15 protein-coding genes and 1 pseudogene are annotated in these 19,847 nt (G+C 73.9%); 6 read left to right on the top strand and 10 right to left on the bottom strand.

Translation table 11 applies throughout. The features are described from left to right. Nucleotides 1-1,119 (top strand): annotated as a pseudogene (locus tag ACTHMS_RS04510) (TIGR03767 family metallophosphoesterase); the annotation flags it as partial. A gap of 9 nt (nucleotides 1,120-1,128) precedes the next feature. After that, nucleotides 1,129-1,467, top strand: coding sequence for a DMT family transporter (locus ACTHMS_RS04505; protein ID WP_440305476.1), 339 nt, complete (start codon nucleotides 1,129-1,131; stop codon nucleotides 1,465-1,467). Here the strand turns inward: ACTHMS_RS04505 and ACTHMS_RS04500 are convergent. The 5 genes from ACTHMS_RS04500 to ACTHMS_RS04480 all read right to left on the bottom strand — a co-directional run bounded on the left by ACTHMS_RS04500 (nucleotide 1,424) and on the right by ACTHMS_RS04480 (nucleotide 8,624). Then, nucleotides 1,424-2,905, bottom strand: a complete 1,482-nt coding sequence (locus ACTHMS_RS04500) for an amino acid permease (protein ID WP_440305475.1) — start codon at nucleotides 2,903-2,905, stop codon at nucleotides 1,424-1,426. The two genes, ACTHMS_RS04505 and ACTHMS_RS04500, sit on opposite strands and share 44 nt — an antisense overlap. A gap of 124 nt (nucleotides 2,906-3,029) precedes the next feature. Then, the gene (locus ACTHMS_RS04495) at nucleotides 3,030-3,593 is read right to left on the bottom strand and encodes a dihydrofolate reductase family protein (protein ID WP_440305474.1); all 564 of its coding nucleotides are present in this window, start codon (nucleotides 3,591-3,593) and stop codon (nucleotides 3,030-3,032) included. A gap of 43 nt (nucleotides 3,594-3,636) precedes the next feature. After that, nucleotides 3,637-5,958, bottom strand: coding sequence for an HNH endonuclease signature motif containing protein (locus ACTHMS_RS04490; RefSeq protein ID WP_440305473.1), 2,322 nt, complete (start codon nucleotides 5,956-5,958; stop codon nucleotides 3,637-3,639). A 472-nt stretch (nucleotides 5,959-6,430) separates the two neighbouring features. Then, entirely contained in the window at nucleotides 6,431-6,901 is a 471-nt protein-coding gene (locus ACTHMS_RS04485) for a nitroreductase family deazaflavin-dependent oxidoreductase (protein WP_440305472.1), read from the bottom strand. A gap of 13 nt (nucleotides 6,902-6,914) precedes the next feature. Then, nucleotides 6,915-8,624, bottom strand: coding sequence for a PAS domain-containing protein (locus ACTHMS_RS04480; RefSeq protein WP_440305471.1), 1,710 nt, complete (start codon nucleotides 8,622-8,624; stop codon nucleotides 6,915-6,917). 144 nt (nucleotides 8,625-8,768) lie between these two features. Here ACTHMS_RS04480 and ACTHMS_RS04475 point away from each other — a divergent pair, with 144 nt between their 5' ends. Further along, complete coding sequence (locus tag ACTHMS_RS04475; protein ID WP_440305470.1) at nucleotides 8,769-9,728, top strand: DUF5995 family protein; 960 nt, start codon at nucleotides 8,769-8,771, stop codon at nucleotides 9,726-9,728. Here the strand turns inward: ACTHMS_RS04475 and ACTHMS_RS04470 are convergent, their stop codons facing one another. From ACTHMS_RS04470 to ACTHMS_RS04460, 3 genes are read right to left on the bottom strand one after another with little or no spacing between them, the layout of a single operon-like run. Next, a complete protein-coding gene (locus ACTHMS_RS04470) occupies nucleotides 9,729-11,087 on the bottom strand; it encodes a CoA transferase (RefSeq protein ID WP_440305469.1) in 1,359 nt (452 codons plus the stop codon). Further along, a complete protein-coding gene (locus ACTHMS_RS04465) occupies nucleotides 11,084-11,677 on the bottom strand; it encodes a TetR/AcrR family transcriptional regulator (RefSeq protein WP_440305468.1) in 594 nt (197 codons plus the stop codon). Before ACTHMS_RS04465 ends, ACTHMS_RS04470 begins: the two co-directional genes overlap by 4 nt. Before the next feature lie 31 nt (nucleotides 11,678-11,708). Next, nucleotides 11,709-12,167, bottom strand: a complete 459-nt coding sequence (locus tag ACTHMS_RS04460; RefSeq protein WP_440305467.1) for an N-acetyltransferase family protein — start codon at nucleotides 12,165-12,167, stop codon at nucleotides 11,709-11,711. A gap of 74 nt (nucleotides 12,168-12,241) precedes the next feature. Here ACTHMS_RS04460 and ACTHMS_RS04455 point away from each other — a divergent pair, with 74 nt between their 5' ends. The 3 genes from ACTHMS_RS04455 to ACTHMS_RS04445 are packed head-to-tail and all read left to right on the top strand — an operon-like array spanning nucleotide 12,242 to nucleotide 16,672. Further along, the gene (locus tag ACTHMS_RS04455) at nucleotides 12,242-14,713 is read left to right on the top strand and encodes a circularly permuted type 2 ATP-grasp protein (protein WP_440305466.1); all 2,472 of its coding nucleotides are present in this window, start codon (nucleotides 12,242-12,244) and stop codon (nucleotides 14,711-14,713) included. Further along, the gene (locus ACTHMS_RS04450; protein ID WP_440305465.1) at nucleotides 14,710-15,582 is read left to right on the top strand and encodes a transglutaminase family protein; all 873 of its coding nucleotides are present in this window, start codon (nucleotides 14,710-14,712) and stop codon (nucleotides 15,580-15,582) included. Before ACTHMS_RS04455 ends, ACTHMS_RS04450 begins: the two co-directional genes overlap by 4 nt. Nucleotide 15,583: 1 nt before the next feature. Then, nucleotides 15,584-16,672, top strand: a complete 1,089-nt coding sequence (locus ACTHMS_RS04445) for a zinc-binding metallopeptidase family protein (RefSeq protein WP_440305464.1) — start codon at nucleotides 15,584-15,586, stop codon at nucleotides 16,670-16,672. Here the strand turns inward: ACTHMS_RS04445 and ACTHMS_RS04440 are convergent. Both ACTHMS_RS04440 and opgC read right to left on the bottom strand, forming a co-directional pair. Further along, a complete protein-coding gene (locus ACTHMS_RS04440; RefSeq protein ID WP_440305463.1) occupies nucleotides 16,612-17,352 on the bottom strand; it encodes a hypothetical protein in 741 nt (246 codons plus the stop codon). The genes ACTHMS_RS04445 and ACTHMS_RS04440 overlap by 61 nt on opposite strands. Before the next feature lie 107 nt (nucleotides 17,353-17,459). Then, a partial coding sequence (gene opgC / locus ACTHMS_RS04435) for an OpgC domain-containing protein (RefSeq protein ID WP_440305462.1) occupies nucleotides 17,460-19,847 on the bottom strand: 2,388 nt, incomplete at its 5' end.

Genomic DNA, 19,847 nt, shown 5'->3' with positions numbered 1-19,847 from the left:
GCGCTGCTCGCGGGGGGCCGGGTGTGCGCCGACTCGGGCGACCTGACGCGGTGGCAGGGCATCACCGCGCTCGGCAGCGACGGCCGGTTCTGGCACCCCGACGGCGACGTCGCCGACCGCCCGCGATCGTCGTACGGCTTCCCGACGGTGCCCGGGATGTTCGACGCCGTGCGGCGGCCGTTCGCGGCCACCGGCCTGGCGATGCCGTGGCTGGCGGTGCACGGCAACCACGACCGTCTGCTGCAGGGCACGGTGCCGGCCGCGGAGGTATTCGCGCGAGTGGCCGTCGGCGACCGGAAGGGCATCGGGCTCGCCGACGACTGGTCGGCCGACGAGGTGGTCGCGCTGCTCACCGGGCTGGCCGAGTGCGAGCCGGCCGCGCTGGCCCGGCTCGGCGAGGCGCGGACGGCGACGGTGACGGCCGATCCGTCGCGGCGCCCGGTGTCGCGGGCGGAGTTCGTCGCGGCGCACTTCGGCCCGGGGGCGCGGCCGGTGGGGCACGGGTTCGGCGACGACCAACGGCGCAGCGGCGACGCGTACTACCGGCACGACCGCGAGGGGGTCACCCTGCTGGTGCTGGACACCGTCGACGAGCACGGCGGCTGGCAGGGATCGCTCGACCGTGCGCAGTTCGACTGGTTGCAGGGTCAGCTCGCCGCGGCCGACGCCGAGCAGCGGCTGGTCGTGCTGGCGAGCCACCACCCGCTCGACGACCTGGTCAACGCGGCGGGCCCGTCCCGGGTGCTGGGCGGCGAGATCGCCCACCTGCTCACGGGGCACCGGTGCGTCGTGCTGTGGCTCAACGGGCACTCGCACACGACCACCGTGACGGCGCGCAGGACCTTCTGGGAGGTCACCACGCCCTCGCTCATCGACCGGCCGCAGCACGCGCGGCTCGTCGAGCTGCTGCGTGCCGGCGACCGCCTGGTCGTCGCCACGACGATGGTCGACCACGTGGGCGAGGCGCCGTGGTCGGGGGCGATCGACTCGCCGACCGCGCTCGCCGGGCTGTCGCGCGAGCTCGCCGCGAACGACTGGCAGCAGGTGATCGGCGAGCCGTCGGGCACCGCGCGCGACCGGAACGTGCTGCTGCCGCTGCGCGACCCGTTCGCCTCGTAGGCTCGGCGGATGGCTGCAGCGTGGTGGTACGCCGCCGGTGCGATCGGCTGCGAGGTGGTGGCCACGCTCTCGCTGCGCGCGTCGAACGGTTTCACCCGACCCGTGTTCGACGTGATCGTGGTGGCCGGCTACCTGGCCTCGTTCTACCTGCTCGGCCGCTCGCTCGCGCACCTCAGCGTCGGGCAGGTCTACGCCGTCTGGTCGGCGGTGGGCACGACGGTGGTGGCGCTGGCGGGCTTCGTCCTGTTCGGGGATCGGGTCGGGTGGCTCGGCATCGCCGGCATCGCGCTCGTGATCGTCGGTGTCACGCTGCTCGTGCTGTCGCCCGGGGCTGTTCGCGGCGGTTGAGCAGGGCGTGCCGGCGTCCGTAGCCGACGTACACGACCAACCCGATCACCAGCCAGACAGCGAAGCGGATCCAGGTCGCGATCGACAGGTTGAGCATGAGGTAGAGGCAGGCCAGCGCCGAGAGGATCGGCACGACCGGCGAGAGCGGCACGCGGAACGCGCGCTGCAGGTCCGGACGCGTGCGGCGCAGCACCGGCACGGCGACGGACACGAGCACGAAGGCGAACAGCGTGCCGATGCTGACCAGGTCGGCGAGCGTCGACAGCGAGATGAAGCCGGCGATGAGCATCACGACGACGGTCGTGCCGGCGGTGAAGCGCGCCGGCGTGCCGAAGCGCGGGTGCACGGCGGCGACGTTGCGCGGCAGCAGGCCGTCGCGCGACATCGCGAAGCCGATGCGCGACATGGTGACGATGTCGACGAGGGTGACCGACGTCAGGCCGCAGACCGCCGCGATCGACACCAGCGTGCCGGCCCAGCTCGCGCCGACCGAGTCGAAGGCGGACGAGAGCGGCGCCCCTTCGTCCAGGTTCGAGTACCTGACCATGCCGGTCACGACGAGCGAGACGCCCACGTACAGCGCAGTGGCGAGGGCGAGCGTGCCGAGCAGCCCGCGCGGCAGATCGCGTCCCGGGTCGCGCGTCTCCTCGCTGAGGTTCGCGACCGCCTCGAATCCGCTGTAGGCGAAGAAGACGACCGCGGCCGCCGTGAGCACGCCGGCGAAGCCGAAGGCCGACTGCTGCACGCCGAACAGCACCTGGATCAGGGGCCGCGTGCCGCCGGACGCGCCGGTGGTGCCGTGGCTCGTCGGGACGAACGGATGCCAGTTCGCCGTCTTCACGTAGAAGGCGCCGGCGACGATGATGAACAGGCAGATGGCGACCTTGATCGCCACCAGCGTGTTGGTGACCCACGCCGACTCGCGGATGCCGACGATCGCGACGACACCGAGCACGGCGACGATGAACATCGCGCCGAGGTTGACGTCGGAGTGCTCGCCGAAAACCGACGTCGGCAGGTCGAAGAGGTCCTGCAGGTAGCTCGACCAGCCGCGCGCGACGACGGCGGCGCCGAGGGCGAACTCGAGCACGAGGTCCCAGCCGATGATCCATGCCGCGGGCTCGCCGATGGTCGCGTAGGCGTAGGTGTAGGCGCTGCCGGCCGTCGGGACGCTGGACGCGAGCTCGGTGTAGCAGAGCGCGGCGAGCAGGCTGACGACGCCGGCGAGCACGAACGACAGCACGACGGCAGGTCCTGCGTGGTTCTTCGCCTCGACGCCGGTGAGGGTGAAGATGCCGGTACCGATGACGATCCCGACGCCGAAGCCGACGAGGTCACGCGCACGAAGTCGTTTGCGCAGCCCGGCCGGATGCTCGCCGCCGTCGTCGTCCTGCTGGGCGAGCACGTCCTCGACCGGCTTCGTGCGGAACAGGGTCACGTCGGACGTGGTGCCCCCTGACGTTTCCGGTCAAACGCGGCCACCGCCACACCGGCGCGGCCGCCGCCACACCGGCGCGTCCGCTGCCCTCGCCGCGTCGCCCTCTTTGCCTACCGCCGTCGCGTCAGGTCGACGCGCGCCGGTAGTGCTCGTGGACGATGCCGTTCGCGAACGTGCGCAGGCCGAGCAGTTCGAGCGGGACGCGTGCGGCCAGCGGCGGGAAGTACGGCGTGCCGCCGCCGAGCAGCACCGGCGCCCGGAAGAGGTGGAACTCGTCGACCAGGCCGGCCGCCATCGCGGCCGCCGCGAGCGTCGCACCGCCGATCTCGACGTCCTGCCCGGTCGACGCCACCGCGGCTGCGACCTCGTCCTCGACCGATCCTGTCGCAAGGCGGGCGTTGCCACGCAACTCGACGGGTCTGCTCGCGAAGACGACCTTCGGCAACGCCGCCCAGACCTCGGCGAACTCGCGCTGGTCGTCGGTGTCGGCGAAGCTCGGATCGGTCTCCCAGATCAGCATGGTCTCGTAGAGCCGGCGGCCGCAGAGGTGCACGCCGACCCCGCGGACCCGTTCGAGGTGGACGGCGAACAGCTCCTCGTCCGGCGCCGTCCAGTCGATCGCTCCGTCGCGGTCGGCCACGAAGCCGTCGGTGGACGCACTCATCGAGTAGACCAACACCTGGACCATCCCCTTGTCGTTCGTCCTGTTCCGCTGGTTCCCGTCGATCACATCAGAACGGCGGGGGATCTTCTTGGTCCTCGGCCGCATCCGTGGCCGGCACCGACGCCGAAACGGTCGGCTCGTCGTCCCCACGGGCTGCCCGGCGGGCGACGTGTGCCTCATCGATCCAGACCGGTGTCTCGACGTCGAACGGGTCGGCTGCCTCCTCGCCGGCGACGGTCGCCGTGGCCGGCACGGGAGTGAGCGCGGCTTCGACCAGTCGTGGCGCCTGGACGTGGTGCCGCCGCCGGTACGGGCTGATCCAGCAGAACGACCGCGGCCCGGTGCGGACCAGCCGCCAGCCCCGCTCGGACTTGTTCACGTGGTCGTGCCGGCACTCCGGACCGAGATTGATCTCGACCGTCCGCCCTCCGCTCGCCCACTCGGTGCGGTGGTCTATGTCGCACCAGCGCGCCGGACGACGGCACCCCGGGAACAGACACCACCGGTAGACCATCTCGATCCGCCGCCGCAACGCCGGCCTTGGGAACCGCGCCTCACTGTCCTGCACGATCGGCCCAGCCGTCGCGACCTGCCTCGCGATGTCGGCCAGCACCGCGGCCCACCCGGCCCGAGCCGACACCGACATCGGCGGCACGCGCGGTATCACCGCCGACGCACCGTCCGCCGTCACCCAGTCCAGCGGCAGATGGATCTCCACCACCCCGTCCACCCTCGGGTGCGCTTCGGCAGCCGTACCGGGACCGGCACCGCCACCGGCACCAAGTGCGTCGGCGCCGACGGGCATGCCGCGACGCCGGGTCAGCCCGTCGAACACCAGCCACCCACCCTGGTCATGCACTCCGAAGCGCCACTCACACCGCTGCTGCCGCGCCACCAGGACACGCGCCACCGACGCCGGCACCGGACCCCACCCGGCCACCTCCCCCGGCCGCTCGTCCAATCCCAGCAACGTCCCCAACCCCACACTGACGTGCACCCCCGCCCGGACGCCCGACAGCGACGGCCCGCCGCCCGGCGGTCCGAGCGACTCGGGTGGGCCGTGTGGTTCGGACGGTCCAGGTGATCCAGTCGGTGGACCGCCCGGCGGTCCGCTCGCGCTCGCGGAGGGCTCGCCGCCGTCCGCGGCCTCGCCTGGCTGGATGTGGGCGCTCACCGGCCGCTGCGACTCCGCAGGCACCGCACGACCCGGCGACCGCAGTTGGTCATCCGAGTCCTCGCTTCTACCCGCCTCGGGCTCGACCTCGACGCCGGCGGGAGCACCACCCGCAACGCCCGTGGCAGTCGCTTCGGCCTCGCTGCCGCCGGAGACGACCTCGCCCGCCGGAGCCGCTTCGTCGCCGACCACAACCTCGGCACTACTCGCGGCAGTACTCGCGGCAGCGCTCGCGTCGGCAGCACCCTCGGGGGCGGCCGTCGCGCGGGCACGTCTGCGCGCTCGGTGGCTGCGGTCGTGCCGGCGGCGGGGGCGTCGGCGTCCGCCACGACGGCTGCTCGCGCCGCCGGCGGCCTCGCGATCGTCGGTCGCTTCGGCGTCATCGGTCAGGCCGGTAGGTGTGGGGTGCAGGGCGAGCAGCTCGGCGACGACCTGGTCACGGGTCCATCCGTTCCAGCGCCCGTCGAGCAGGCCGATGAGCACCTCGGCGCGCAGCAGGTCCATGCCCGCCGCCGCCCCGGCCCGCTTCGCCGCACTCGCCACCGCGTCCAGATTCGCCGCCGCCACCGCCGCCTCGTCCGCCGGCAACCCCGACGCGGTGATCACCGCCGACCCGTCCCGCCCCAGATACGCGACCACCTTCCGGCTCCGCAACGCCTCCCGGTACCGCCGCTCGGCCCACCCCGGATCCAGCTCGATCACCACCCGCGCCACCCGCGCCGCCAACCCCGTCGCCGTCACCGACATCGCCTCCGGCAACAACGCCGCCACCACCTGCTCGGCATGCTCCGGCCGCAGATCCCAACACGCATCGGTGAACACCAACGCCCGGCGACGGTCGATCAACCCCAGCCCCAGCGCCTCCGCCACCGCCGGCAACGCGGCCAGCCCGACCGCCGCCTCCACCTCCACCCGCGCCGCCGCACGAGTCAACATCAACTCCGCCCGCACCTCGTCCACCACCAGGTCGAACAACTCGTGCCCCTGCAACGGCTCCCCACCCAGCAACGGCATCGGATCACGCCGCGCCAACTCCGCCATCACCGCCCACACCTGTCCCTGCACGTGCGCCAACTGCCGCGACTGCGCCTGCAACAGGCCGACCAGCTCCGGATCGTCCAACCCACCGACATCCACCGACTCCAGCACCGCCGCCAGCGCAGCACCCGGCACCAGATCACCCGCACCCGCCGGCAGCCGCCCGTCCCCCATCACGCCAACGACGCTAGCCCGACCCTCTGACAAAAACGTTCGAAAACCCGGACGGGCCCGACAACAATCCCGGAACCAGCTCGGCACCGCCGAACCGAGATGCCCACACCGGCCCAGACCCCGGCCACAGCATCAAGATCCGGCAAACCCCCGATCCGCCTCGACCGGCCGAGCACCCTGCATGGTCACAGCGGGCCAGAGGCCGGCCACGGCATCAAGATCCGGCACACCCCGGGCCGACGCGCGGCCGACGCGAGGCCGACGCGAGGCCGACCCGAGCGACCCGGATGCCCACACCGACCCAGAGCCCGGCCACGGCATCAAGATCCGGCAAAACCCCGATCCGCCTCGACCGGCCGAGCGACCGGAATGCCGACAGCGGGCTCGGCCCCGGCCACGGCATCAAGATCCGGCACACCCCGGGCCGACCGCGCCCGTCGCCGAGGGCGAGCAGGCGGCTCGGCGGCTCAACGGCTCAGTCCGCCGGCGCCAACTCGAACACCTTGATCACGCGCTCCGTCCGGCGCTCGTACAGGGCGAAGTTGGGCCAGACGGCGAGCAGTTCCTGCCACGCGGCGGCGCGGTCCGGGCCGTCGAGCCGACGCGGTACGACCCGCGACGTCCGACCCTTCACCGTCACCTCGGCCGACGAGGCAGCCTCGAGGTTCTTCACCCAGACCGGCTCCTTCGGCCCGCCGAAGTACGAGCCCGCAACGAGCCACGACGCACCACGGGGCACGGCGAGCAACGGCGTGCTGCGAGGGACGCCGGTGCGGCGGCCCGGCACGGTGAGCACGATGTTCGGCAGTCCGGCGACGTCGAGCAGGGACACGCGTCCCCGCGAGAGCTGCTGCAGATGCTGGTCGACCCACACGATCTGCGGCAGCAGCCGCGGCATCCAGCCGATCGATCCGACCCGCACCGCCACCGGCGTCAGCAACCCCATGGCCCGCAGGATCTCAGACGAACGGGACGCGCCAGTCGACGACCGTGCCGACGCCCTGGCGCCATCCGAACAGACACGAGCCGCCGAGCCGTTCGGCCGCCCGGGCGACGTCGTCCAGACCGACGCCGGCGGTGCCCGCAGCCGTCAGGCGGCCGTCGTCGGTGATCCGCAACCACAGGCCGGCGGTGTCCGCGGCGACCGTCACGACCACCTTGTGCACGCCGGCGCGCGCGATCACCTGCGACAGCACCGCCTCGGCCGCCGAGAGCAGTTCCGCACCGAACGCCGGCGGGACGTACTCGAGCGAGCCGACGTTCTCGATCGTCACCTCGATGTTGCGCGGATCGAGCACCGCGTGGACGAGCCGCGCGAGGTCGGGCAGCAGGTCGAGCGACGGCGGACGGTCGTGCAGCGCCGACAGCGCCGCCTCCATCTCGTCCAGCGCCAGCATGATGCCGTCCTGCACCGAGTGCAGCTGCTGCTCGTTCGGCCGCGGCGACGGACGCGTGGCCGCCAGCCCGGCCGCGAACAGCCGCTGGATCACCATGTTGTGCAGCTCGTCGGCGATCCGCTGCCGCTCGCGCGTCTGCGCCAGCTCGGCGCGGGCGTCCTGCAGCACCAGTTCGGCCTCGACCCGGTCGGTGACGTCGACGACGAAGCTGAACAGCCCGCCGCCCTCGCGTGGGCCGCAGTAGATCTGCAGGTGCCGCAGCCCGCTCGCGTGCGGCACGCTGCGGTCGAACTGCTGCGCGCGGCCGCTCAACGCCGCCTCGGCGTAGGCCTTGTTCGCGGTCTCGAACAGCCCGGGACCGAGCAGCTCGCGCGCCGGGCGCCCGCGCGCGTCGATGCGCTCGGCGACGCCGAACCAGCGCAGCGCGGCCCGGTTGGCGAAGACGCACTGCAGCGACGGGTCCCACGCGGCCACCGCCGCCGGGATGAGGTCGAGCGCCGCTGTGGCGTCCGCCGCCGTCCAGCCGGCGCCGTGCACCTTCGCCGGCCACCGCACGCCGAGCGTCCGGCCCAGGTCGAGCTCCGAACTCGGGTGCGGGAAGGCGACCAGCCGCCAGTCGCCGCTGCGGTCGTCGCGCATGCGCGCCGGCACGGTCGCGCGCAGTTCGGCGATGGCCCGCTCGATCGCGCCCGCGGCGGCGCGCATCGTGGGTGACACCTCGGACGCGCGACCGACCGCGGCGTCGAGCCGCTCGAGCGCGTCGCCGAGTTCGTCGATCACGTTGTGGCTGCCGATGTCGCCGGCGATGCGCGCCCGCTCGGCCTCGAGCGCCGCCTGCTCGCGGGCGCGCCGGGCCTGCTCGTAGCCCTCGATCGACGCGGTGATGTCGACGGCGAGCGCGCAGTACCCGGTCACCTGGCCGCCGACGAAATTCGGGATGTGCGTGACCTGGTGTGCGTTGAAGCGCTGCCCGTCGGCCCCGACCTTCGCCCGCTCGACCTGCTGCACCCGTCCCGCGAGCGCGCCCTCGATGTAGGCGGCGGACAGTTCGACCGCCTGCGGTTGGACGAGCTGTGACAGGTGGATGCCGAGCAACTGGTCGGCGGGCCGCCCGAAGCGGTCGAGCGCTCGCTGGTTGCCGTACCGCAGGCGGACGTCCGCGTCCCAGAACGCGACCGAGGCCGGCAGCGCATCCAGCAGCGCGAGCAGTTCGGGCGCGGTCGGCTCACCGCCCCCGTTCCCGTGCTCGAGGGCCTGACTGCTCGGACGCACGACAATCACGCTAACAGGAACTTGACAAGTACCGACACGATGAGCAGGCTCCTTAACGCTGACCAAACGCGACGCCCCACCGTCGCCCGTTCGTCCGCGGGGGTTCCGCCGGTGTCATTCCGTCGTCTTTCTATCGTCCCGATCATGCTGATCGCCATGGTGGTGGCAGCTACTCCGGCGCGCGCTGACCTCCTGCCCCTCGGCTCGCTGACCGGCGGCTCCACCCCGTACACCCCGTGGTCGACCTACCTGCCCGGCTGGAACGACCAGTTCGTGCCGAGCAGCAGCAACGACTGCGCCGCCGGCCGCTCGAACTGCCTCACCGCGACGCTCAAGGAGCAGACGCGCATCCTCGGCATCACCGGGCAGTCGTGCTCGCACCTCGCGGTCTTCCCACTGGCCTACGTGCGCATGACCCAGACCTACGGCTGGACGCGCAGCCAGGCGGGGTACTACCAGGACGTCCCGTACATGAACCACATGGACGCGATCTTCGCCAAGTACTACACCGACGCCTACTACAACTACGTCGGCGGCAACCGCGCCGCCGTCCCGGGCGCATGGCAGTACGCCTTCGACGCCGCGACGAACGAGACGGTCACCGGCGCCGGTGACCTGTTCCTCGGCATGAACGCGCACATCAACCGTGACCTGCCGTTCGTGCTCTACGCGTCCGGCCTGGTCAACTCGAGCGGCGTCTCGGGCAAGGCCGACTACGACAAGGTCGAGCAGTGGCTCAGCGACGACACGTCGCCGCTGCTGGCCGAGGAGGCCGCGCGCTTCGACCCGACGATCGACGACGTGAACAACCCGCTCATCGACTGGGCGACGTTCCAGATGGTGTCGGGCTGGCGCGAGATGGCGTGGCGCAACGCCGAGGCCCTCGCCGCCGCGCCGGACGCCGCGAGCCGGGCGCAGGTCGCCGCCAACATCGAGAACTACGCGAACAGCGTCGCCCAGGGCATGCTCGTCTCGTTCGCCGTCAACCCGCTGCAGCAGACCAACGCCGCGCGCGACGCCTACTGCGCCGCGCACAACGGCGCCGCGGCCCCGCAGCCGTACCCGATGGGCAACCCCGCGCCGTACGGCAACACCGTCAACTGATCAGCGCGGACGCCACACCGCGGCCTCGCGCCCGAGCGGGCCCGCGTCGGTCACCAACCGTGGCGGGGCGCCCGCGACGACGCCGGGCACCGGCACCCGGCGCGCCGGACCCCACGCGGTCGTCACCGCCTCCAGCGGCGGCTCCCCCAGCCCGGACGCAGCCACGTCCGGCAGCGGCAGCCGCCAGAGCAGTTCGGCCGTGCCGATCAGTGCGGCCCGCAACCGCCGCGCGCGCCCGTCGACCTGCTGTGCCGTGAGTGCCCGCACGACCGCCGCGGCGAGCAACCACCCGGTCGCGTGGTCGAGCGCCTGCGCGGGCAGCGGGTCCGGTGCGCCGTCCGGCCCCAGCGCGAGACCGCAACTCATCTGGACGAGGCTGTCGAAGCCCCGCCGGGTCGCCCACGGCCCGGTCCAGCCGTACGCGTCCAGCGCGGCGACGAGCAGCGCCGGGTTGCGCTCCCGCAGCTGATCCGCGCCGTAGCCGAGGCGGTCGAGCGCGCCCGGTCGCAACCCGCCGACGAGGACGTCCGCGTCGGCGACCAGCGCCTCGAACACGCGCCGGTCGTCCGGACGCCGCAGGTGGAGCGCCGCCGTCCGCTTCCCCGCCGTCGTCTCGGCCAGCAGCAGCGGCACCTCCGCGAAGCCGGGCGGATCGATCCGCAGCACGTCCGCCCCGGAGGCCGCCAGCACCCGCGTGGCGATCGGCCCGGCGATCACCCGGGTCAGGTCGAGCACCCGCACACCCTGCAGCGGCGGCGCGCCCGGCGGCAGGCCCGGGAGCGCGCGCGGCAGAGCCGGCCCGTCGACCTCCGTCACGACCGGCAGGCTGCCGGCCGTTGCTGCGCCCGGCTCCGACGCGAGCCACTCGGCGCGCGGGTGCAGCACCGCGGCGCAGCCCCCCGCCGCCACCACCGCCGTCTCGAGCTCGACACCGGTCCAACCCGACACGGCCGCCGCCACCGCAGTCCGGTCGCGCGCGCCGAGCAGCCGTTCGACAGCGGCCCGGTGGTGCGCGTAGTTCGTGTGCAGCCGGATCCACCCGTCGGCGGTGCGGTAGTTGCCCGCGATCGGGTCCCAGAGCGGCGGACGCTCCCAGCCGATCGGCTCGAACAGCGACTCGCACACGAACGCTGCCGCCGCGGCCCGGCTGTCGACCGCGACCAGCGGCACCTCGCTGCCCCACCGCAGCGCCGCCAGCCCGGACACGGCCCGAGACGCCGCGGCCACCGAGGCGACGGCCAGGCCGGTGACGTCGAAGCGTGACGGCAGCACGACCCGCGGGCCGGTGACCCCGATCTCGCCTTCGACGCCCGCCGCGGCGAACGCACCCGCGAAGCCGTCGGCGGCGTGCGACGTCATCGCCGCCGGGCGACGGCGGCGTCGAGCAGCGGGCCGAGCTCGCGCACCACCGTCGTGAGGGGCGTGACCGACCGCTCGGCCCGGGCCAGCACGATCGCCCCCTCGAGCGTGCTGATCATCAAGGTCGCCAGTGCGGGCGCACGACGCCGGGGCACGCCCATGCCGGCGAGGGCGTCCGCCACCGGCCGCCGCCAGGTGGCGAAGGCGGAGACGACCCGCTCGCGGGTGGCGTCATCGGCGACCCGGTCGGCGACGGTCGCGACGAGCGGGCACCCGGCGCCGTACCCGTCGGCCCTGAACTCGTCGCTCCACTGCTTGACGAGCGCGGCGAACAGGCCGCTCGGGGTCGGGTCGGCGGCGCGGTCGAGGTAGCGCTGCACCCGCGAGCCGGCGTAGGCGCCCGCCCAGTCGACCGCCTCGTGCACCAGCTGGTCCTTGCCACCCGGGAAGTAGTGCTGCACCGAGCCGCGGGGCGCGGCGGCGTGCTCGACGACGTCGCGGATGCCGGTGCCGGTGACCCCCTGCCGGCGGATCAGCTGGGCGGCGCTGAACACCATCCGCTCGCGGGGGCCGCGCTGGGTGCTGGTCATGGCCGCAGTCTAGGGCCGGTCATGACACCGGTCATACCGGCGAGAGCCGCACGACCGCGCGCAGCGTCACGTCGACCAGCCGCACGTCCAGCGGGCCGTACTTCGCGAGCCGGTCGAGCAGCCCCCTGCGTCCGACCAGCACGTCGGCGCGCACGCGCGTCACGCCACGGTCGCGCAGCTCGTCGACGAGACGGTCGAGCAGCGCCGTGCCGATCGAGCGACGCTGGTGGTCGTCCTGCACGAGCACGGCGAGTTCCCACCCCTCGTCGCCGAGCACCGCGCTGCCCAGACCGACGACGTCGCCGTCGACCGCGACGAGCGCGAGATGCTCGTCGCGTCCGGCGAGTGCCGACTCGAGGTACGCGCTCGGCATCGCCGGCAGCGGCGCGAACCAACGGTGGTGGCGACTCTCGACCGAGCACCGGTCGTGCAGGGCGAGCAGGGCGTCGCGGTCGGCTGCGATGGCCGGCCGCACGATCGGCGGCGTCATCCCCTCACTATGACAGCTGTCATAACCGGCGTCGAGATACAGTACGGCGACCCGAGCCGGAGGATCCTGCCGACGTGAGCGAAGCGCTCCCCCGCTACGACGAGATGACCGCCTCGGGCGGCGTCCGACCCGCGTGGCGCGAGGTGCAGGCCCTGGTCGACGTGCTCGGCGTCGACGGCCTGCGCGAACGGCGCGACCTGCTCGCGCGACTGCTCGAGGACGACGGCGCCGGGTACCGTCCCGTCGACGCGGAGGCCGAGCAGCCGTGGGCGCTCGACCCGCTCCCCCTGGTGCTGGACGAGCACGACTGGGCCGACCTCGACAGCGGGCTGCAGCAGCGGGCCGACCTGCTCGACGCCGTACTGACCGACCTCTACGGCCCGCGCCGCCTGCTGGCCGACGGCCTGCTGCCGCCCGAGGTCGTCTTCGGGCACGACGGCTTCCTGCGTGAGGCCGACGGCATCCGGCTCGCGGGCGACCGCCAGCTGTTCCTCACCGCGACCGATCTCGGACGCGACCATGCGGGTCGGTGGACGGTGCTGGCCGACCGCACCCAGGCGCCGTCGGGCGCGGGCTACGCGATGGAGAACCGCCGCGCCGTCTCGCGCGCCCTGCCCGGGCTGTACCGCACCACCCCGGTGCAGCGGCTCGGCCCGTTCTTCGCCGCCGTGCGCGCGAGCCTGCAACGCCTCGCCCCGCACGACGCCGCCCGCGTCGTGCTGCTCACGGCCGGCCCGCGCAGCGAGACCGCCTTCGACCAGGCCTTCCTGTCGAACCTCCTCGGCTTCCCGCTCGTCGAGGGTGCCGACCTCGAGGTGCGCGACGGGCGGGTGTGGCAACGCTCGGTCGGCCGCCGGCAGCCGGTCGATGTGATCGTGCGCCGCGTCGACGGCTGGTTCTGCGACCCCCTCGACCTGCGCCCCGACTCGCAGCTCGGCACGCCGGGCCTGCTCGAGGCGGCACGCCTCGGCAACGTCGCCATCGTCAACGGGGTCGGCGCGGGCGTGCTCGAGAACCCCGGCCTGTTCCCGTTCCTGCCGGCGATCGCCCGCACGGTGCTCGGTGACGATCTGCGCCTGCCCACCGTGCCGACCTGGTGGTGCGGTGACCCGGTGGGCCGCGATCACGTGCTCGCCCGGCTCGACCGCCTGGTCGTCAAGCCGATCTCGCGGCCGCTCGGCCGGGGCAGCCACTTCGTCTGGGAGCTCGACGCCGCAGCGCGCGACGACCTGCGCGGGCGCATCCTCGCCGCCCCCCACGCCTGGGTCGGCCAGGAACCGCTCGACCTCAGCACGGTGCCGACCGTCGGCGACCACGGCCTGCGCCGGCGCCCGCTCGTGCTGCGCACCTTCGCCGTCGCGGCCGGCACCGGCTACCGGGTACTGCCCGGCGGGCTGGCCCGCGTCGCCCCGGACGACCGGCTGCACGTGGCGAGCGGGCACGGGGCGGTGAGCAAGGACGTCTGGGTGCTCAGCGCTGCTGCGGCGACGGGCGACGACACCGGCCTCGGTGACGTGCGGCCGCCCGAGGCCGTCGAGACCGCGGTGCCGCCGCGCGTCGCCGAGGACCTGTTCTGGCTCGGCCGCTACGCCGAGCGCGCGGAGGCCGTCACCCGGCTGCTGCGCATCACCGACAACCGGTGGCACGACGTGCGGCCCGAGGGTGACGCGGCGGTCGCCCGGTGCCTCGTCGTGCTGCTCGAGGCGGTCACCGAGGTCACCGCCACCCACCCGGGCTTCGTCGGTGCCGGCGCCGCCCGCCGACTCGCGGCGCCTCGCGACGAGCTGCTCGCCCTCGTCACGGACGAGACACGCGCCGGCACGCTCGCCCACGCGGTGCGCCGCCTGCGCGAGGCCGCGGCGGCGGTGCGCGACCAGTTGTCGAACGACACCTGGGTGGTGCTCGGCGACCTCGACCGCGTGCTCGGCGGGCTGTCGTCCGAGCGCGGCTGGCTCGCCGCCGACGACATCGCGCCGTCGCTCGCCCGCGTGCTCGAGTCGCTGCTCGCGTTCGCCGGCCTGGTCGCCGAGAGCATGGTGCGTGACACCGGCTGGCACCTGCTCGACGCCGGCCGCCGGCTCGAGCGCGCCCAGCAGCTGGTGGCGCTGCTGCGCGCGTGCCTCGCCACCGTCCCGCCCCCCGCCGTCGACGAGCTCGTCGTCGAGTCGGTGCTCATCGCCGCCGAGAGCATCGTGACCCACCGCCGCCGCTACCCGGCAGGTGCCGGTGTCGACACGGTGCTGGCGCTGCTGCTCGCCGACGCCGACAACCCGCGCTCGCTCGCGCACCAGCTCACCCGGCTGCGGCACGACATCGGACGCCTCCCCGCCGGCCGCGACGACACGGTGCTGCGGCTGCTCGCCCGGCTCGGCGCCGTCGACGTCGTGGCGCTCGCCCGGGCCACCGACGGGCGTCGTACGGAACTCGTCCGCTTCCTCGACGAGACGGCCGACGGGCTGCGGGCCCTCGGCGACGAGCTCGCCGCCACCCACTTCGCCCAGCCGGTGCGTCCGCGCTCGTTCGACGCGGTGCTGGCGCCCGCATGACCGCGCGCTACCGGCTGGTGCACCGCACCACCTACACCTACGACGCACCGGTCACCCTCTCGTACGGCCGGGCCCACCTCACCCCTCGCGCCACGGCCCATCAACAGGTGTTGAGCAGCAGTGTCGACATCACGCCGGGCACGAGCGAGCGCCGCGAGTCGACCGACTTCCATGCCAACCCCACGCTCTGGTTCCGCGTCGACGAGCCGCACGACCGGCTCGAGGTGACGGCCACCAGCGAGCTCGTCGTCGACCGCCACGACGCTGACGCCGCCGCCCTGGACGCACCGTGGGAAGCCGCGCGCGACGGCCTGGGTGCGTCCGACGAGGCGCGTGACCACCGCCTGCCCTCGCCACTGGTCGACCCAGCCGCCGCGAGGGAGTACGTGGCGCCGTCCTTCGTGTCCGGGCGTCCGCTCGGCGCGGCGCTCACCGAGCTGCTCGACCGGGTGGCCGACGACTTCACCTACCGCTCGGGCGCCACGACGGTGCGCACGACGGTGCCCGAGGTGCTCGCCGCCCGCTCGGGCGTCTGCCAGGACTTCGCTCACCTCGTCATCGCCGGCCTGCGCAGCCTCGGCCTCGCCGCCCGCTACGTCAGCGGGTACCTCGAGACCAGCCCGCCGCCGGGACGCGCCAAGCTGCGCGGTGCCGACGCCTCGCACGCCTGGGCCGCGGTGCTCGTGCCCGGCGCCGGCTGGATCGAGCTCGACCCGACGAACCGGCAGTTCGTCGACGAGCGCTACGTCGTCGCCGCGTGGGGGCGCGACTACACCGACGTGCCGCCGCTCAAGGGTGTGATCTACACCGACGCCACACGGTCGACGCTGCAGGTCGGGGTAGACCTGCTGCGCCTACCCGGGGAGTGACGTGCGTCCGTTCGCCTGTACCAACTGCCATGCCCTCGTCCACTTCCCCAACAGCGAATGCGTCACCTGCGGGCACCGCCTCGGCTTCGACCGCCGCGCGCACGCGCTCGTGGCGCTGGCCGACGACGGCACGCTGACCCGCGCCGACGGCTCGACCGCGTACCCCTGCGCCAACCGCGAGCTCGCGGCGTGCAACTGGCTGGCCGACGCGCCCGGTGCCCTCTGCGGGTGCTGCGAGCTGACCCGCACCCGCCCGTCCGACGACGACCACGAGGGGCTCGCCGCCTTCGCCCGCACCGAGTTCGCCAAGCGGCGGCTGGTGTACCAGCTCGACGACCTCGGGCTGCCGACCACACCGCGCACGGCCGACCCCGGGCACGGCCTCGCCTTCGACCTGCTCTCGAGTGCCGACGGGCCGGTCACCACCGGCCACGCCGACGGGGTGATCACCCTCGACCTGGCCGAGGGCAACGACTCGCACCGCGAGGCCATGCGCGAACAGCTCGGCGAGCCCTACCGCACGCTGCTCGGCCACCTGCGCCACGAGATCGGCCACTGGTACTGGCAGGTGCTCGTGGCGAGCGATGACGACCGGCTCGCGCGCTTCCGCGCGCTGTTCGGCGACGACCGCGCCGACTACGCCGAGGCCCTGCGCACCCACTACGACCGCCTCGGCGACAGCAGCGACTGGACCACCGACCACGTCAGCGCCTACGCGGCCGCGCACCCGTGGGAGGACTGGGCCGAGACCTTCGCGCACTACCTGCACATCCGCGACACGCTGCAGACGGCCGCCGGCTACGGCATGAAGGTGGCCGGGCCGGACATCGCGGTGCGCTGCGCCGCACCGCTCTCGGCCGAACCGTCGGACGAGCACGACGACTTCGACACGATCATCGCCGACTGGGTGCCGGTGAGCCTCGCCCTCAACGCGGTGAACCGCAGCATGGGCAAGGACGACCTGTACCCGTTCGTCCTCACCGAGGTGGTGTTGCGCAAGCTGCGCCTCGTGCACGCCCTCGTCGCGGGTCAGGCGACGGCGTCGTCCCGACGGCCGTCGGCCGGGTCGACCGGCGCGTCCGACTCCTGAGCGACCGACTCCTGAACGACCGGGGCCGGCTCGTCCGGCGCCGCCGACTGCAGGCGGTCGAGGTTGTCGGCGGCGGCGTCCAGCGTGGGCAGCACGTCGCCGGCCGCCGCGAGCGCCGCACCGAGGCGGTGCTGCAGCGCACTGATCTCGGCCTGGACGTCGGCCACGTAGCGCCGGCTCTCGGCCAGCCGCACCCGGGCCTGCAACGCACCCGACGTCTCGACCGCGTCGGCGGCCTCGTCGGCCTCGGTGATGCGACGCCGAGCCGCCTCGTTCGCGCGGGCGCGGATGTCGGCCGCCTCGAGGTGCGCCTCGGCCAGGATCTCGTCGGCCTCCTGCTCGGCCCGCCCGATGCGGTCGGTGGCCAGCCGCGCCACGGTGGTGCGCAGCCGCCGGGCCTCGACGAGCACCGCCCGCAACGCCTCGGCCATCTCGGCCGGGCGCAGCTGCTCGGCGGCGTCGAGCCGGTCGAGCAGGGCCTCGACCTGGCTCTGCGGGAAGGTGCTCGGCCACACCTCGACGACCGTCACCCGCTCGGGTGCCGAGGGTGCCGATGGCGCCGACTGTGGCCGCTGGGGCGCGGACACCGCGGCCTGCGGTGCCGGCGGTTCGGGCGCCTCGACCACGACGGCGGGGACGGTCGGGACGTCGGCGACCGTGGGCGGCTTGTGGTTGCGCATGTCGAGCTCTTTCGCAGCGGGGGGATCGGAGGGGGTACGGGGGCCGGGCACGTTGAGCACGGGACGCCGGCCGGGGACGGCGGGCGCGGAGCGGCGGCCGGGGCGGTTCACGTCGACACCAGCGTGCGCGACGGTGCCGGGGCAGGTTCGGCGGCGGCGGGCGGCCGCTGCCGGCGACGCTGCACGCCCACGACGAGCGTCCAGATGACGGCGAGCACGCCGACGTGCACCGCTGCACCGGCGAGCCAGTCCGTGCGGCTCAGCCCCGGGATCCAGCTCACGGCGAGCACGGCGAACACCTGCAGGTAGAACACGCCCTGGCTGTGCTGCCCGAGCGGTTCGAGCACCCGGACGGCCGTGCGGCGCAACGGTTCCCAGCACGCGGTCGCCACCAGGTACGCGACCACCAGGACGAGCAGCAGGTCGTAGACCCGGCCGAGCTGCAGCGTCGTGCGGTCGAACACCCGCGGGTACAGGGCGTCCCACGCGGGCAGCCCGGGCACGTGAAGACCGGCGCGGATCGCGGTGAGCACCGCTGCCGTCGCGACGAGCACGCCGCCGAGCGCCGCGAGCCCGCGCCGCGACGAGAACCAGCGGACGATGCGGTCGCGGTGGTACCCGATGACCAGCCCGTGGGTGAACGCGACCTGCCAGGTCAGCAGCGGGAACACCGCCTCGAACTGGGCGTCGAACAACGACCACCGGTACACCGCGTTCAGCGCGTAGAGCGCCCAGCTCACAACGAGCAGCGCCCACCAGAGGCCGCGCCGCACCAGCCACATCGCGGCGGGCACCGCCAGCGAGAGCACGATGAACAGACCCATGATGTTGATCGGCCACGGCCCGTAGCGAAGGAACAGCAGGTCCCACACCGCATACCCGGGCGGCGGGTAGTCCAACAGGTGTTGTGCCGTGCCGAAGAGGTAGTAGACCCGCCCGGCGGCGCCCGCGCCCCCGAGACCGGTGCCACGGTCGGTGAACGTGGTCAGCACCGTCGCGTCCGTGCCGGGGACGCGCGAGAACAGGTAGACCGCGACCGTGATCGCCAGCGTCGCCGCGTACATGCGGCCGGCCCGACGAACCATCGTCATCGCCGCGGTGACCTCACCCTGCTTGCGCGCGAGGCGCGGGTACACGCCGCCCAGCACGACACCCGACAGCAGCAGGAAGAGTTCGGCGCTCGACAGCGCGCCCAGGCGGACGACGAACCAGGTGCCCGGGCCGCCGACCTCGACGTGGGTCAGCACCACGCACGCGATGGCGAAGCCGCGCAGCAGGTCGATGCGGCGGTCGCGCTGCCCGCCGGCGACGCCGGCGTCCTCGCGGTACCGCCATCCCGGACGCAGCCGCAGTGCCGCGATCGACACGGCGAACAGAGCGAGCAGCACGAGCACGCCGACGAGCACGCGGTCGGCCTGGCCGTCACCGCGGTGGGCCCTCGGCTCGTAGATCTGCACGGGCGCGCTGTCCGCCTGCACCTGCGCCGTGCTGACCGGCACGGCACCCGTGGCGAAGTCACCGGCGCGCAGGTCGCCCCGCAGCGCAGTCAGCAGCGCGCGGTCGTCGGCGAGGCGCCAGTCGACGACACCCGACCGCGCCACGGCCTCGGCTCGCGACTGCGCGAACCACACGCCCGGCGCCCCGACGCCCGACAGCGCCGGGCTCAACACCTGCTGCAGCCACGGCCCGACCACCGCCTCGCGCGACGGGGCCTCAGTGCCCGGCGTCCAGAGCGCACCGGTGACGACGAGCATCGGCTTGTGCTCGGCGGTGGCGAAGCGGGCGACGAAGTCACAACCGCTGCCGGACGCGTGGTCGTAGCCGACGGCGCCGTGCAGCATGCCGGTGAACCATCCGGCGGGCGGCACTGCCGACCGCCCGGGATGGTCGGGGTCGCCGTACCAGAACGCCGAGAGGCCGACCTCGTCGACCGCGGCACCACCCGGCCAGTACGGCCCGTAGGGATCGTCGGCGTCGTCGATGCGGCCGTCGTGGTTCGTGTCGAGCGCGGCGTCGTCACGCGGGCCCGACGGCTGCACCGAGCCGCGCGCGCCGGTAAAGGGGTAGCCCGCGCCGACGACCGGCTGCCAGACGGTCGTCGCACCCGGCGCGTGCGCATGCAGCGTCGCGGCCAGCGTGCGGAACGCGGCCACGAAGGCCTGCGGCTGCTGGCCCCAGGCCACCCATGACCCGTTCATCTCGGGTGCGAGGTCGACGGCGACCGACGCGTGCTCGGTGCGGTGCAGGCGGGCCAGTTCGTCGGCGAGGTCGCGGGCATCGCCGGCCGACAGCTTCGCCAGCGGCCGGGTCGGTTCGAGCTGCACGAACGCGCGGGCCCCCTGGGCCGCCGCCGCGTGCACGACGTCGTCGAGCGCAGCCGTGCCGCCGGCATCGAGCGGGTAGGCGATCGACGCGCCGTAGAGCCCGGGGGTCGCACCGAGGGCGTGGGCGTAGTCGTCGGCGTCGGGGGGGGGCGCCCCGGCACGCAGCGGGCC

The sequence above is a fragment of the Jatrophihabitans sp. genome (assembly GCF_051960575.1).
GTDB lineage: Bacteria > Actinomycetota > Actinomycetes > Mycobacteriales > Jatrophihabitantaceae > JBQCEE01.
This window is presented reverse-complemented; position numbering and strand designations above follow the sequence as displayed.